The organism is Lacrimispora sphenoides JCM 1415, assembly GCF_900105615.1.
GTDB classification, from domain to species: domain Bacteria; phylum Bacillota; class Clostridia; order Lachnospirales; family Lachnospiraceae; genus Lacrimispora; species Lacrimispora sphenoides.
On record NZ_LT630003.1, the window covers coordinates 4975873 to 4991606 of the forward strand.

General features: G+C 45.7%; 14 protein-coding genes. 13 read left to right on the forward strand and 1 reads right to left on the reverse strand.

From position 1 onward, the window contains the following. The first annotated feature begins 5 nt into the window (after positions 1–5). From BMX69_RS22400 to BMX69_RS22465, 13 genes are all read left to right on the forward strand, one after another. On the forward strand, positions 6–773 hold the full coding sequence (locus BMX69_RS22400; protein WP_025231242.1) for a GntR family transcriptional regulator: 768 nt from the start codon (positions 6–8) through the stop codon (positions 771–773). Between the two features lie 107 nt (positions 774–880). Beyond that, the gene (locus BMX69_RS22405) at positions 881–2044 is read left to right on the forward strand and encodes a BMP family ABC transporter substrate-binding protein (RefSeq protein WP_054790819.1); all 1164 of its coding nucleotides are present in this window, start codon (positions 881–883) and stop codon (positions 2042–2044) included. Positions 2045–2151: 107 nt separating this feature from the next. Then, positions 2152–3714, forward strand: coding sequence for an ABC transporter ATP-binding protein (locus BMX69_RS22410; RefSeq protein ID WP_100043578.1), 1563 nt, complete (start codon positions 2152–2154; stop codon positions 3712–3714). Then, positions 3704–4792 carry an ABC transporter permease gene (locus tag BMX69_RS22415; protein ID WP_100043579.1) on the forward strand — a complete coding sequence of 363 codons (1089 nt, stop codon included), beginning with the start codon at positions 3704–3706 and terminating at the stop codon, positions 4790–4792. Before BMX69_RS22410 ends, BMX69_RS22415 begins: the two co-directional genes overlap by 11 nt. Continuing rightward, positions 4785–5723: an ABC transporter permease gene (locus tag BMX69_RS22420; RefSeq protein WP_100043580.1), complete on the forward strand. Its 939-nt coding sequence runs from the start codon at positions 4785–4787 to the stop codon at positions 5721–5723. Before BMX69_RS22415 ends, BMX69_RS22420 begins: the two co-directional genes overlap by 8 nt. Continuing rightward, a complete protein-coding gene (locus BMX69_RS22425; RefSeq protein WP_100043581.1) occupies positions 5710–6480 on the forward strand; it encodes a nucleoside phosphorylase in 771 nt (256 codons plus the stop codon). The genes BMX69_RS22420 and BMX69_RS22425 overlap by 14 nt, the downstream gene beginning before the upstream one ends. A 63-nt stretch (positions 6481–6543) precedes the next feature. Beyond that, a complete protein-coding gene (locus BMX69_RS22430) occupies positions 6544–7311 on the forward strand; it encodes a nucleoside phosphorylase (protein WP_054790847.1) in 768 nt (255 codons plus the stop codon). 153 nt (positions 7312–7464) lie between these two features. Continuing rightward, the gene (locus BMX69_RS22435; RefSeq protein WP_100043582.1) at positions 7465–8409 is read left to right on the forward strand and encodes a nucleoside hydrolase; all 945 of its coding nucleotides are present in this window, start codon (positions 7465–7467) and stop codon (positions 8407–8409) included. Positions 8410–8738: 329 nt separating this feature from the next. Further along, on the forward strand, positions 8739–9521 hold the full coding sequence (locus BMX69_RS22445) for a glycosyltransferase family A protein (protein ID WP_100043583.1): 783 nt from the start codon (positions 8739–8741) through the stop codon (positions 9519–9521). A 23-nt stretch (positions 9522–9544) separates the two neighbouring features. Then, positions 9545–10321: a glucose-1-phosphate cytidylyltransferase gene (gene rfbF / locus BMX69_RS22450; protein ID WP_100043584.1), complete on the forward strand. Its 777-nt coding sequence runs from the start codon at positions 9545–9547 to the stop codon at positions 10319–10321. Position 10322: 1 nt separating this feature from the next. Then, positions 10323–11399: a CDP-glucose 4,6-dehydratase gene (gene rfbG / locus BMX69_RS22455; RefSeq protein ID WP_100043585.1), complete on the forward strand. Its 1077-nt coding sequence runs from the start codon at positions 10323–10325 to the stop codon at positions 11397–11399. A gap of 39 nt (positions 11400–11438) precedes the next feature. Next, on the forward strand, positions 11439–12779 hold the full coding sequence (gene rfbH / locus BMX69_RS22460; protein WP_100043586.1) for a lipopolysaccharide biosynthesis protein RfbH: 1341 nt from the start codon (positions 11439–11441) through the stop codon (positions 12777–12779). Between the two features lie 100 nt (positions 12780–12879). Then, on the forward strand, positions 12880–13719 hold the full coding sequence (locus tag BMX69_RS22465; RefSeq protein ID WP_054790848.1) for a LicD family protein: 840 nt from the start codon (positions 12880–12882) through the stop codon (positions 13717–13719). Positions 13720–14082: 363 nt separating this feature from the next. Here the strand turns inward: BMX69_RS22465 and BMX69_RS22470 are convergent, their stop codons facing one another. Next, on the reverse strand, positions 14083–15606 hold the full coding sequence (locus BMX69_RS22470; RefSeq protein WP_054790821.1) for a BCCT family transporter: 1524 nt from the start codon (positions 15604–15606) through the stop codon (positions 14083–14085). Positions 15607–15734: the final 128 nt, after the last annotated feature.

Genomic DNA, 15734 nt, shown 5'->3' on the forward strand with positions numbered 1-15734 from the left:
TTGGTATGATGGATTACAATAAGTTACCGCTTCTGGAGGAAGATATTTCAGAGAACCTGGTGATTCCGAACTATGTAAAAATTTATGATATTATTTTTAATTTAATAGTCGAAGGAGTGATCAAAGCAGGAGATGTTGTTCCAAGTGAAAATAAGCTGGCTAATTACTGGAAGGTCAGCCGCGGTACGGTCAGAATGGCCATGAGAAAGCTGGAAGAGGATGGATACATAAATAAGACCCAGGGGAAACAGGCGGTAGTCTCGACACATGCGCTGCAATATAAGGATGGATTCCAGTGGTTGTTTAACCCGTGTATTGAGAACTGTGTGGATACCATTGATGAGATTAAGATTTCCGCCCAGTACCAGCCCTGCGGTGTCTACGTTGCTCATGAGCTGGGGTATAAAAAGCCGGGAGATTTAATGGTTTTTACCAGTACGGACTATTTTTCCAATGGACGCCAGGTGGCAAACACGGTCACGATTTTCGATGCGGAATACATGGAGAAATTCCAGCTGGATATGAATGACACAGAAAAGATGAGGGAGTTCAGCACTTATGGACTGTATCGGCTGGCAAAGCATGCCAAGACGGTATTCAATGTGCTGAATGCGGATGCGGATTCTTATATTGCAGGCATTAATAAAAATGAGCCGGTCATCATTGTGGAAGAGATCCTGGTAGAAGAGGGGGATAAGCAGCTCAGCTATGCCAAGCACCAGCTACTTGGAAGTATGTACCGTTTCTCTATGGAGCGCAAGTCTCATATGTAATTGAAAAAGGGCAGACCGGTTCAAAGGTCTTTTAAAAGTACGGAAAGCTCTTTTCAAATATACTGAAAAACAAACACAAGCAACGCAGCAACAGAAAGGAGAAAGGAATGAAAAAAACGTTTCAATTGATTCTTACAGGGGTACTTGCCTGTGCTATGCTCACTGCATGCGGCAAAACAAATGACAGCGTACAGACGACTGCCGGAAAACAGGAGCAAACAGAAGGGGCGGATACAGCAAGCGGAGAGAAGACTCCGGAAAAGCCGTTAAAGGCCGTATATCTGGTAAACGGAAACCTGGGGGACAAAGGCTTTTATGACTCAGCGGCCAGCGGCCTTACCCGTATGAGAGATGAACTGGGGGCCGACATCAAGGTGGTTGAAATGGGACGGGACGAAACCAGCTATGAAGGACATTTCACAGACGTATCCGAGCAGGACTGGGATGTGATCATCGCAGGTACCTGGTCTGTGAAAGAAGTGGCACAAAATACGGCCGCACAGTATCCTGACAAAAAGTATGTTTTCTTTGACAGCGATGTGGACCGGACGATTGTTGCTGACGGAAATATGATGGGCATTACATACAATTCCAACCAGGGCTCTTTCTTAGCCGGTGTCCTGGCTGCCCAGATGCTTGATTCCGGAGACGCAAAGATCGATGCATCCAAGAGAACCTTGGGCTTTATCGGTTCCATGGATGTGGCAAATATCAATGACTTCCTGGTAGGATATCTGGAAGGCGTGAAATACGTAGATCCAAGCATCAAGGTGATCCCTTCCTATGTGGGTTCCTTTGAAGATGTGCCCAAATGTCTTGAAATGACCACCCAGTTATACAATCAGGGTGCCCAGATCGTATATGCGCCGGCGTCACAAAGTATACTCGGCGCAGCAACTGCGGCAAACAACGTAGACAAATACTTAATCGCCTGTGACCAGGATCTGTATACCCAGTTAAAGGATACGAATCCTGACATCGCAAAGAATATTTTGACCTCAACCCTGAAAAATGTGGGAGATTCTCTTGTAACAGCAGTCAAAGGCCTTATGGACAACTCCATGACCTGTGACGAGACATATGCTCTTGGCCTTGACAGCGGTGCAGTGGGTCTGGCTCAGAATGATAATTTTAACACCATTGTTCCAGAAGATATCAAGAAGAATCTTGATGCGGTAAAGGACAAGATCATTAAGGGTGATATTACGGTCGGAAGCGCGATGAAGATGACGACGGAAGAAGTCGCAGCATTGCGTGACAGCATGAAATAAGCCTGATATTAAAACCATAGGGCACCGGTAATCCATGGGGCAGCAGCAAACTATATGGTCGCCTTTGCTGCTGCCCTTTCCAAAAGGATTTTTAAGGAGTAATAAGGATGGAAGAGAAAAAAGAAGTATTGCGGATGGAAAATATCGTTAAAGTATACTCCAATGGCGTAATGGCGAATAAGGGGATCAATTTCTCTGTTCTAGCCGGAGAAATCCATGCTTTGTCCGGAGAAAACGGAGCGGGTAAATCCACTTTAATGAAAATCATTTTTGGCGAAGAGCAGCCGACCTCAGGGGATATCTACGTCAATGGCGAAAAAACCATCATTTCTTCTCCTCAATTAGCGATCAGTCTGGGGATCGGAATGGTACACCAGCATTTCATGCTGGTTCCATCGCTTACGGTTGCGGAGAATGTCATTCTGGGCGTTGAACCCAGAAAAGGCTTGCTGATCAACAGGAAGAATGCCCACAGACAGGTAGAAGAGATGGCGGAAAAATTCAACATGCAGGTGAGCCCAAGGGCAAGAATTGAAGATTTAACCGTAGGCCAAAAGCAGAAGGTGGAGATTCTGAAGGCATTGTTCCGTGGAGCGAAGATACTGATTTTAGATGAGCCTACCGCAGTCTTGACCCCACAGGAAACCACCGAATTATTTGAGGAATTAAAGAGGCTTAAAAGCAATGGCTATACCATAATTTTCATTTCCCATAAGCTGAACGAAGTAAAAGAACTGTGTGACAGGATTTCCATTATACGCCAGGGAAGGTCCATGGGCCTGTATGATATGAAGGATGTAACAGAGCAGGACATCTCCAACCTTATGGTGGGAAGGGACGTTATACTGAACATAGAGAAAAAACTGCCTGACTTGGGAGAACCCACTATCCATGTAAAGGATTTAAGCATCTCCGGTGAGAATGGGAAAACTTATGTAAACAACGTATCTTTTCTTTTAAGAGAAGGGGAGATCCTTGGAATTGCAGGGGTAGAAGGCAACGGCCAGTCTGAGCTGGCGGAAGCTTTAACTGGGCTTCGAACGTATAATTCCGGTTCCATCGAGATGTGCGGCAAGGAGATATCCGGCTGCAGCATTAAAGATATCCGGGCACTTTCTGTCTCCCATATTCCGGAGGACCGCATGACCACCGGCGTGGCCCCTGCGTTGTCCATCACGGAAAATACCCTTTCAGATAAAATATCCAAGAAAAGGTTTTCAAAGCATGGGATCATCGACAAACGAAAGATAAAGCAATACGGGCTTGATATGGCAAAGGATTATCAGGTACTGTGCAAAAATCCTGATGTCAGGATTGACAGCCTCTCCGGCGGTAATATCCAAAAGGCAGTCCTTGCCCGGGAACTATCAAACGATCCCAAGGTCATTATTGCCAACCAGCCTACCAGGGGCGTGGATGTAGGTGCAACCGAATTCATCCGCAAACGGCTGATCAAAATGAGAGACAGTAAAAAATCTGTATTGCTCATCAGCTCAGATTTAAATGAAGTGCTGGGATTATCCGACAGCATCATTGTCATGCATGAAGGACAGATTGTGGCGTATTTCCCGGATGCAGGAAAGATCAGCGAGCTTGAGCTTGGAAAATATATGCTTGGTATTGAAAAGCAGTCTGAAGCAGAGATAAAGGAGGCTTGTCATGGACAGTAATAAACGGATTCACCTGATCGTGGATATGGCAAAACTGATGATAGCAATTTTGGTGTCCTGCGGTCTTGTCACAGCGATTGTACTAGGAACCAGTTCTGAACCGATGAACGCCTTTTTCAGCTTTTTCATCGGTCCCTTTACCTCCTTCCGCCGCATCGGCAATATTGTGGAGGCAGCTTCCCCGCTAATGTTTACGGCACTGGCCGTTATCCTGATTTTCGGAGCAGGACAGTTTTCCATGATCGCAGAGGGCGCTTTTTTCATCGGAACCCTTGGTGCAATGATGGTTGCGACCTCTGTCCCCCTTCCGACCGGCATTCATTCAGCCGTGGCATTGCTGGCAGCGGCAGCTATGGGCGCTGCCGTAGCCCTGATTCCTGCGTTGTTAAAAATGAAATGGCAGGTTTCAGAAGTGGTGACTTCACTGATGCTAAACTATATCGTCCAGTTTTTTGCCATTTATATGGTAAGCTACTATTTCCGTGAGATCAGCAGTTCAAGCCTTGCTTCCATCGCATTTCTGGATACCTCCCTGTTACCGGTAATCATAGGAGGCACCAGGATCCACACCGGAATTATCCTTGGAGTTGTTCTCTGCCTGCTCATTTATTTTCTGCTCTTCCGTACGACCTTTGGAATGAAGCTAAGAATAGTGGGAAACAATCCGAAGTTTGCAAACTATTCGGGGATAAAGGTCACCGGCATTATGGTAGCCTCCCAGGTAATTGCCGGTGCACTGGCAGGAATTGGCGGAGGTGCGGAGCTTTTGGGCATGTATACCCGTTTTAAATGGACCTCGAGTCCGGGCTACGGGTGGACCGGTATTGCCGTCGCCTTACTTGCCAGAAACAATCCCCTCCTGGTGCCCCTTGCGGCTCTTTTTATGGGGTATCTGAATGTGGGAGCAAACATTATGGCAAGAAACAGCGATGTCAGCAGTGAGGTGGTAAAGATCATCCAGGGAGTCATGATCCTTATGATCGCAGCCGAGGCTCTGCTTAAAAAATGGAAGCAGAGAATGATCGTAGAGGCTGCAAAGGCAGAAACTGGAATGAAAGGAGATGTAGTAAATGATTGATTATTCATTTATCGTTGATTTCCTTTTTATGTGGATTCGTGTGGCAACTCCTATTTTACTTACATCTTTGGGTGCAGTGATCTGTGAAAGAACAGGAGTAGTCAATCTTGGATTAGATGGGATCATGCTCATTTCGGCCCTCTTCGGAGTTCTGGGTAGTGCATGGGGAGGCAATCTGTTTTGGGGGCTTGTGGCAGGTGTTGGCGCGGCCTTAATTGTAAGCGGGGTTTTCGCATACTTCCATCTGATGCTAAAGGCCAACGCTGTGTTATGCGGTACGGCAGTTAACACCATAGCCGGCGGGCTTACGGTCTTTGTGCTCCAGCTTGCAACAGGGGAAAAAGGGTCCAGTTCATCCTTAAAAAGCTTTAGCTTTCCAGCGGTTAACATACCTATTATAAAGGACATTCCGGTCCTTGGAGATATTTTATCCGGCCACAATGTGATCACCTACTTTGCCTTTTTTATGGTGATTATGATCTCAGTCTTTTTATACCGTACTCCGATGGGACTTCGTATGAGGGCCGTAGGGGAAAATCCCAGTGCAGCTTCCAGCGTAGGGCAGAATGTAGTTAAGATCCGGTTTCTGGCTATTTTATTATGCGGTGTTATGGCGGGAATGGGAGGAATGTATTTATCCATGGGTTACTTATCCATGTTTACCAGGGACATGGTAGCCGGACGCGGGTTTATCGCTCTTGCAGCCTGCGCCATGGGACAGGCAAGCCCGGTAGGAGCCTTAATCTCTTCCATGGTATTTTCATTCTTTGACGGCCTTTCCAATATCCTGCAGCTTTTACAGATTCCATCAGAATTTGTACAGATGCTGCCTTACGGGGCGACCATTTTAGGCCTGACCGTTTACTCTATTCAAAAGCAACGGCAGAAAAATAAGAAAAATAAGGAGATACAGCAAAATGTCATTAAATAAAGATGAAAAAACCCTTGGTAAAAGACAGTACCACATCCATTTGAATCCCGGAGATATCGGCGACTATGTTTTGCTTCCCGGCGATCCGGCCCGTTCCGACCGAGTGGCAAAATATCTGGAAGATGCCCGGCTGGTGGCCAATAACAGAGAGCACCGCACCTTTACAGGATACTATAAGGGGGTAAAGGTTTCTGTTACATCAACGGGAATGGGCTGCCCGTCAGCTGCCATTGCAGCGGAAGAGTTGATCAATATCGGCGCAAAATGCTTAATCCGCATCGGCAGCAGCGCAGCCTTACAGGAAGGGATCAAGATCGGCGATTTAATGATTTCCACCGCTTCCATGAAAAATGAAGGAACCTCCAGATTTTACGTGCCGGATTGCTTCCCTGCGGTCCCGGATTTTGACCTTACAAGAGTACTGGTCGACACGGCAAAGGATATGAAGGATGAGATTTCCGGCAGTCTCTATTATGGAATCAATGCCAGCGACGATGCGTTTTATGGTGAAACAGAGGAATGGATCGGGAAATTATCAAAGCTTGGCTGCTTAAATGTTGAGATGGAAAGCTCCGCCCTTTATACGGTCTGCCACAGACGGAAGGTAAGAGGAGCCATGATCAGTGCCGTATCAGGCAATATTGTTACAGGCGATGTGATTTATGAAACTGAGAATACGGGATTGGCAGCAGGCTGGGATGATGAGATCCGGGTTGTTTTAGAGGCGATTTACCGCTTTGAACGGGAGAGCCGGTAAGGGTATCCCTCCATGCCCAAACAGCATGGGCATAAAATAGGAAAAGACAGGAGAAAACAGGACATGAAGGAAAAAAAGATGATGCATTTGAACATTACCAAAGATCAGGTAGGACAATATGTATTCTTGCCGGGAAGTGTGGAGCGGGCAGCCAAAATAGCAGCCTATTTTGATAATCCCGTTAAAATAGCCCATCACAGAGAGTACCTTACATATACGGGAACCCTGGCAGGAGTACCTGTTTCCGTCACCAGCACAGGAATCGGCGGACCTTCGGCGGCCATCGCGGTAGAGGAATTGTATGAATGCGGCGCCCACACCATGATGAGGATCGGCTCCTGCGCTTCCACTTCCCCAAAGGTTAAGGTGGGAGATGTAGTCATCCCCAATGGAGCAGTAAGGATGGAGGGAACAGGGATTCATTATCTGCCTGAGGAATTCCCCGCTGTTCCGGATTATGAGATGGTAAAAGAACTGGAAGCTGCAGCAAAGAAGCTTGACATTCCTTATAATATCGGAGTGACAATCTCTAAGGACTCCTTTTACACGGAAGTTTCCCCTGAGACAAAGCCGGTGTATTATGAGTTAAAGAACAAATGGGAAGCTTATGAAAAGGGTGGAGCCACCAATTCAAGCATGGAGTGCGCAACGCTGTTTCTGGTAGCCGCATCCCTTGACATCAGAATGTCATCTGTCATGATCAGTGCGACCAATTACAAAAGTTATAGCAATGACGATAAGGATTATCCCAGGGAATGGGAAGACAGAGCGATCCAGGTGGGAATAGAAGCAATGACGCAGATTATTAAAAAGGACAAGGCAGACCGTTAAGATGATGCTGTAAGCGGCTGCACCGGTTTACTGAACCTGGATTATATGTATGATACAGACCTTTTTGTAAGGCAGGGAGCGGGTCAGCCGATCCCTGTCATGATAGAAGTAATTCATTTGATTTTGTAAGCAATCGGAAAGGAAACATAACGGATGAAACATATTATAGTGGATTGCGATACAGGTATCGATGATTCAATAGCCATATTATATGCCTTAAAAAATAAAAAACTTCATGTGGAGGGATTTACCACTGTGTATGGAAACACATCGTCCATGCAGGCGGCGGAAAATACACTGCGGTTAATAAAACTGGCTGAATGCAGCTATGACGTTCCTGTAATCGTGGGCGCAAACACGAGCATGACCGGTGTCAAAGAGCCTTACCCTGTTCATATTCATGGAGACAATGGGATCGGCAACGTTGATTTGCCGGAATCAGACCAAAAGCCTTTGAACGAGGATGCCGCGGACTTTATTATAAGAAAGGCGGAGGAACTTTGTGGGGATTTAACCATTGTTGCCTTGGGACGTCTGACTAATATAGCCGCAGCTTTGGAAAAGGATCCAAGGCTTCCATATAAAATTAAGCATTTGGTAATCATGGGAGGAACCTTTCATAAGCCCGGCAATATCAGCGCATATGCGGAAGCGAATATATACGGGGATGCGAAAGCCGCAGATTTAATATTTCGGGCAGGCTTTCCCATGACTGTGGTTGGTCTTGATGTTACAATGGAGACATTTATATCCGCTCAGGATATTTCCCTGCTGGGCAAGTATTGCAGGGAGGAGAACCGCAAGATTGTACAGTACATGCAGTCCGCGCTGGAATACTATTTCCAGTTCAGTTTCCAATCCATGGGGTGTCAGGACCGCTGCGTGGTTCATGATCCGCTGGCCATGGTGATAGCCGGGGATCCGTCCATCGGGGAATTCCGTATGGTAAGGGCCGCAGTAGAGTATGAAAATGAAGAATTCCGCGGCATGATTAAGAAAGATGAAGATTTTATTCCGGTCTATGATCATGATGAAATTCAGTATTGTGTCCGGGTTGATTCCGATCTGGCGGTCAGGAAGCTGCTGTCAGTGTTTTAAGGGTCAAAGGTATCTGCCTTCAAATCTTTACCGGGATCCCGGTCTTTCACTAAAAGAGTGAGAGCGGGGATCCCGGATATTCTAATCTTACAAGATTCTTTCTTCTTTCTGCAAGATCCTGCAAAATTTCAAGTTTTTAGCCTGATAGACAAATTCTTTCAAAATAATGAATATGGTGGAATGTTTTGCGGTATTTATGGTATAATCATAGCCAGATAATAATAAGCCCATTTGAGGTGCAAGGTTAAAAGGAAAGCGTCTTTCAACCTTGAGTATGTGAATCAACTGGATATGCGAGTATATCCCCTTGATTCATTAGGAGACAAAATATGAAACCACATGCATTTGCGGTCTGTGCATATAAGGATTCGCCATATCTTGAAGCCTGCCTTCGTTCCCTTTTAAAACAAAGCGTTAAATCGGAGGTCATAATTTGCACATCAACGCCCAGCCCTTATATCGAAAAAATGGCGGACAAGTACGGAGTCCAGCTGTTTGTTCGGTATGGGAAAAGCAATATACGGGAAGATTGGAATTTTGCCTATAACCAGGCTTCTGCCCGTTTTGTTACCATCGCCCACCAGGATGATTTATACCGGAAGGATTATGTGAAGAAACTTCTGGAATGTTATGAAAAATACCCGGATATGACACTGTTTACAGGTGGATATACGGTAATCAGGGGGAACCAGCCCGCTGTTTTTGAAAAGGTGGAGTTTATCAAACGCTTTCTCAGGCTTCCTTTGCGTTACCGGCGTATCAGCCACTTAACCTGGGTTAAAAAAAGTGTTTTGATGTTCGGCAATTCCATCTGCTGTCCTGCGTGTGCATATAATAAGGAAAGATTAGGTGAGTCTCTTTTTAACTCTCCCTATCAGTTTGCCCTGGATTGGGACACGCTTTATCAGTTAGCCGGACTGCCGGGACGTTTTATTAGCGTAGAAAAACCGATCCTGTATTACAGGGTTCACGGGGAGGCCACGACAAAGGCCTGTATAGCGGATAACAGCCGTCTCCGGGAAGAAGCTCATATGTTTTCAAAGATGTGGCCGGGACCGGTCGTAAAGGTGCTGATGCACTTTTACCGGAAGGCTTATAAAGAGTATGAATAAAAGAACATTTGGAGGATGAAGTGATGAAGGTAGTATTATTAGCGGGAGGTTTTGGCAGCAGGATCAGTGAGCAGAGCCATTTAAAACCGAAGCCGATGATTGAGATCGGGGAAAAGCCTATTCTGTGGCATATCATGAAGTATTATTCCCAGTATGGCTTTCACGATTTTGTTATTTGTCTTGGATATAAGCAGTATGTTGTAAAGGAATTTTTTGCGGATTATTTTCTGCATACATCAGATGTGACCTTTGATCTTGCCAATAATAAGATGGAGGTACATAACAATTATGCGGAGCCATGGAAGGTGACCCTGGTGGATACGGGGTTAAATACCATGACCGGCGGACGAATTAAGCGCATCCAGCCTTATATCGGCAATGAGCCCTTTATGATGACCTATGGTGACGGAGTCTGTGACGTGGATTTAAAAGGTTTGTTAAAATTCCATCAGGACCATGGTAAGACTGCTACCATGACTACCGTCAATATCGCCCAGCTAAAAGGGGTTCTGGATATTGACGAAGGCGATGTGGTCCGTTCCTTCCGGGAAAAGGATGAAGCGGATAACAGCCTGATCAACGGGGGATTCATGGTCTTGAATCCTGAGATCTTTTCTTATTTAAAGGATGATTCCACCGTATTTGAAAAAGAACCATTGCAAGGCCTGGCGGCAGAAGGGCAGCTTATGAGCTACCATCACAATGGCTTCTGGCAGTGCATGGATACTCAGCGGGAAATGAAGAAGCTGGAAGATTTGTGGCAGTCCGGACAGGCGCCATGGAAAATTTGGGAGAAATAACATGACAAGCTGGACAAGTATTAAGTGGATCGAATTTTGCGACTTTTATAAAGGAAAAAAGGTTCTGATCACAGGGCATACAGGCTTTAAGGGAAGCTGGCTCAGCCGGCTCCTTGTAAGGGCGGGTGCATCGGTAACGGGGTATTCCCTCATGCCTTCCACTGACCCAAACCTGTTTGAAGTAATCGGACTTTCTGATACCGTAAATTCCATAATCGGGGACATCCGGGATTTGGAGCATTTAAAAAAGGTGTTTTTACAGGAGGAGCCGGAAGTCGTGTTTCACCTGGCCGCCCAGCCGATTGTCAGGGACTCCTATAAGGATCCGGTCTACACCTATGAGACTAACGTTATGGGTACGGTCAATGTGCTGGAATGCATTCGCCTGACCCCTTCGGTCAAATCCTTTTTAAATGTTACAACGGATAAAGTGTATGAAAATAAGGAATGGGAGTACGGATACCGGGAAAACGATCCATTAGATGGCTATGATCCTTATTCCAACAGCAAATCATGTTCTGAACTGGTGACCCACAGCTATGCCAAGTCCTTTTTTTCCGACGGACGTGTGGCTATATCCACATCCCGTGCCGGCAATGTGATCGGAGGTGGAGATTTTGCCAATGACAGAATCATTCCGGACTGCATTCGGGCAGCAGAGGCAGGGCAAGACATCATCGTGAGAAATCCCCATTCAACAAGGCCGTATCAGCATGTGCTGGAGCCTCTGGCCATTTATATGACGATTGCCATGAAGCAGTATAAGGATTCCAAGTTCCAGGGATATTATAACGTAGGACCGGATGACAGAGACTGCGTGACCACAGGTGAGCTGGCGGATCTGTTCTGTGAGGCCTGGGGCCAGGGGATAAAGTGGATAGACAAGTTTGAAGGAGGCCCTCATGAAGCCAACTTTTTAAAGCTGGACTGTTCCAAGATCAAGAGAGTTTTCGACTGGCGTCCCAGATATGAGGTAAAGGAAGCAGTGGAAAAGACCGTGGAATGGACTAAGGCCTATTTGGAAGAGGCAGATATGCTTACGTTCATGGACTTGCAGATAAAAGAATTTTTCAATTAATATTCCAAAAAACATTGGTAAGAAAGAGGAAAAAATAGAATGTTTGAAAACAAGACAGAAAAAGTGGCGCGGGAGGAGATCCTTTCTCTGGTAAAGGAATACTGCAGCACCTACCATAATCAAAAAGATCCTTTTAAGGAAGGAGACCGCATTTCATATGCATCCCGTGTGTATGATCATCAGGAAATGGTGAACCTGGTAGACAGCTCTCTGGAGTTCTGGCTTACATCCGGGCGGTATACCGATGAATTCGAGAAAAAGCTGGCGGAATATTTAAAAGTCAGGTTCTGCTCCCTTGTGAATTCCGGTTCATCGGCGAATCTGCTGGCATTTATGACCCTTACATCACCGCTTTTAAAGGAACGCCAGATAAAGCGCGGTGATGAAGTGATCACGGTGGCAGCCGGATTTCCAACTACTGTGACTCCTATGATCCAGTATGGTGCGGTTCCCGTATTTGTGGACGTTACCATCCCCCAATATAACATTGATGTGAACATGCTTGAGGCTGCGCGCTCAGAAAAGACTAAGGCTGTCATGATCGCTCATACCCTGGGAAATCCCTTTGACCTTTCTGCGGTTAAGGCATTTTGCGACAAGCATCAGCTGTGGCTCGTAGAGGATAATTGCGATGCCCTTGGAACAACTTACACCATAAATGGGGAAGAGCGTTTCTCCGGAACCATCGGTGATATTGGAACCTCAAGCTTTTACCCGCCTCACCATATGACAATGGGAGAGGGCGGTGCGGTTTATACGAACAACTCACTGTTAAATAAAATAATCCGTTCATTCCGTGATTGGGGCCGTGACTGTGTGTGTCCTTCCGGACGTGACAATTTATGCGGACACCGGTTTGACCGCCAGTACGGGGAGCTTCCCGTGGGCTATGATCATAAATATGTTTATTCCCATTTTGGCTACAATTTAAAAGCCACTGACATGCAGGCGGCCATCGGTTGTGCCCAGATTGATAAGTTTCCATCCTTTGTAGAGAGGCGGCGCCATAATTTCGATCGTCTTCATAAGGGCCTGGAAGAGGTTTCTCACAAGCTGATCCTTCCGGAGGCATGCCCGGACTCCAAGCCAAGCTGGTTCGGCTTTTTAATAACCTGCAAAGAAGGCGTAAGCCGGAATCAGGTGGTACAGTATGTGGAATCGAGAGGCGTTCAGACAAGGATGCTCTTTGCCGGTAATTTAACGAAACATCCATGCTTTGATCAGATGAGAGCGTCCGGAGAAGGATACCGGATCGTAGGGCAGTTAACCAATACCGACCGGATCATGGAAGATACCTTCTGGGTAGGAGTATATCCGGGAATGACTGATGAGATGATCGATTACATGGCAAAGATCATTAAGGAGGCGCTGAGCCAATAAGGGTTTTATACCTCTGCGCCCCAAAAGCAAGGGCAGGAAAGAGGAAACACTCTGCAAGTATACCTTTATGCCCAGAAAACACGGGCAGGAAAGAGGAAACATGAAGGAATACGATTTAACGGAGGTACATCAGGCGAACCTGGCTATTTTAAAAGAAATTGACCGTATCTGCCGGAAATACAAGATCAAATATCTTCTGGATGCAGGAACGCTTTTAGGCGCGGTAAGGCACAAAGGCTTCATTCCCTGGGATGATGATGCGGATGTGGCGTTTACTCGTTCCAATTATGATGCCTTTTTAAAGGTAGTGCGCCGGGAACTTCCGGAAGAGATGGAACTTCTTGAACCAAAGGATTTAAGAGGCGGGACGGCTTTTTATGATTTTACAACGAGAATCATCTATAAAAACAGCCGGACTCATGAGGACTCAGATGAGATGCGGTTTTATGAAGGGAAATTAAACCATCTGTGGGTGGACTTATTTACCATTGATGAACTTCCAGAAGGCAAGGCAGCTTCTGCCTGTATCCGCCTACTTCATACTGTGATCTACGGTATGGCCATGGGCCACCGTTACCGGTTGGACTATAAAAAGTACAGCCTGATCAATAAAATCGTTATAGGCACGCTGGCTTCTTTAGGGAAAATGATTCCAATGAAAACCTTGAGTAAGCTGCAGCATATGATTGCGGTCAAAGATCATAAGGGAAAGAGCCGCCTTAGGTATTACAGCAACTACCAGCCCGATTATCTCTATGTGACGCTTAAGAAGGAATGGTGTGAAGAAACTGTGGATCTGGAATTTGAAGATACCAGGCTGATGGCGCCAAAAGGCTGGCATGAGGTCCTCACCTGGATTTACGGTGATTATAAGAAGCTTCCGCCGGAGGAACAACGGGTACCATCTCATTCCAGTACGGAAATTAAAATATATCATTAGAATGCAGTTATTACCGGATAAGCTGGTAATTATGATTGTATGGGATACAATGACAGGGCGGGATTCATAAGAATCCCGCCCTTGTTTTTCATTTTATAAATTTCCCACATCGGACAACGGTACTTTGTACCGGGCCTCAATATGGGAATCTGGCATTATTTTTTCTTTGAGTGAACAATCTGAAAAAGTTGAATTTATTTGATATCTCAAGCTTTCTGTATATGCTTTGTATATAGTTATCCACCGTATCCTTCTGACAAGCTGCGGTAGCTGCTATGAGGTTATGAGCAAGGAAAATCCGCATTGATCAGGCTTTTTATAAGCCATTTCAATGCGGATCTTCATGTCTACGGAGCTTAACTCCTATTGCTGGTTTAAATATTCCTTTGCGTCTTTAAAGAAACTGAAAATAATGAGAAGTATGATAATTCCTATAGGAAATGCTGCGATGATGGAGACCGTCTGCAGATTGGCCATGGAATTCTTGGAAAATATAAGAGCGATGGGAAACAGCATTAAAAGCACGGACCAGAACAGCTTTACACGTTTATCCGGTTCGACGTCCTCGGGAAGCTCCTTATATGAGTAGGTGGCAGCAACCAGTGCCAGGGCATCAAAGCTGGTTGCGTAAAAAGCCACCATGGTAACTGCCAGAAGGATCAGCCCCAGCTTTGCAAACGGCAAGGTCTCAAGGATTGCCATGATCGTCTGGTACAAGTCTCCTGTGGACGCATAAATGCCCATCACATCCAGTACTCCCTTTGTCTGAAGTGCAAGGCTGTAATTTCCCAATATAATAAAGGAAGTAAAAGTTCCTGAGATTCCAAAGACATATCCCCCGAGGATGGTCTGCTTTATGGTGCGCCCTTTGCTGATGGCTCCGATAAAGAAAGGAGTGGCTACGCACCAAACCATCCAGTAAGCCCAGTAAAAGATGGTCCAGTTCTGAGGGAAGGAGGAGGTCCGCAGGGCATCAGTCCAGGTGGACAGGCTAATAAAGTTCTGCGTCAGGTTTCCTACTGCCGTGATCCCTGTTTCAATGGTATATCTGGCTTCCTTACCACCGATCAGCACATAGAGAAGCAGGCCGAAAAACAGATATGTACAGGAAGCAGCCAGCTTTGCAATGCCCTTCATGCCGAAATAAACCGTAATGGTGTATACGATACATATAATGACCAGGATTGCAATGGTCAATAATCTGGAATCCGGCAGACCGGTTACCCTGCTGATCGCCATGGAAAGAAGGGGAGTTGCAAGAGAAAATGTGGTTGCAGTACCGGCAAGTAAGGCAAATACGGCAATTAAATCAATAAGTTTTCCGCAAAGGCCGTCTACATGCTTTCCCAAAAGAGGACGGCAGGCTTCCGAATATTTTTGCTTCGTACGTTTTTTAACATGGAGCATGAAGCCGAATGCTGCAGCCAATATCATATAAAAGCTCCAGGGGATAGGGCCCCAGTGAAACAGCGGATAGGTGGAGGCCCAGTCCTGCATGGCTCCCAGATCCGCGATATGTGGTTCCCCTGCATAGAGAATCCATTCACAAAGGGAATAGAAGAGGATATCAGCGGCCAGACCGGCTGTAAACATCATAGTTCCCCATTTAAAGTTTGAATATTGGGGTTTTTCCAAGTTCCCAAGGTTTATGGTACCGTATTTGGAAAATGCAATATACAGGGAGCAAAGGAAGGTAAAAAGCCCGATGATAAGATAATAACTCCCCAGCTCATCTCCTAAAAATGACCGGATAGCAGCCAGCGTATCCGCAGACTTGCTGGGATATATGGTAAAAACAAGGCATAAAAATATGATACTTATAAAAGGAATCAGGGTCGTTATCCAATCCAGCTTTTTAAACAAAGCCTTTTTCTCATTGTGGTCCATGTACATAGCCTCCTAAAGTGTTCAAAAAAATAAATTTAATATTGATATTGAACATGATACCATGGATAACCAGAAAATGCAAGAATTAAATAAGTGTATTTAGAAAATGTATGGTATTTATTCCTGTA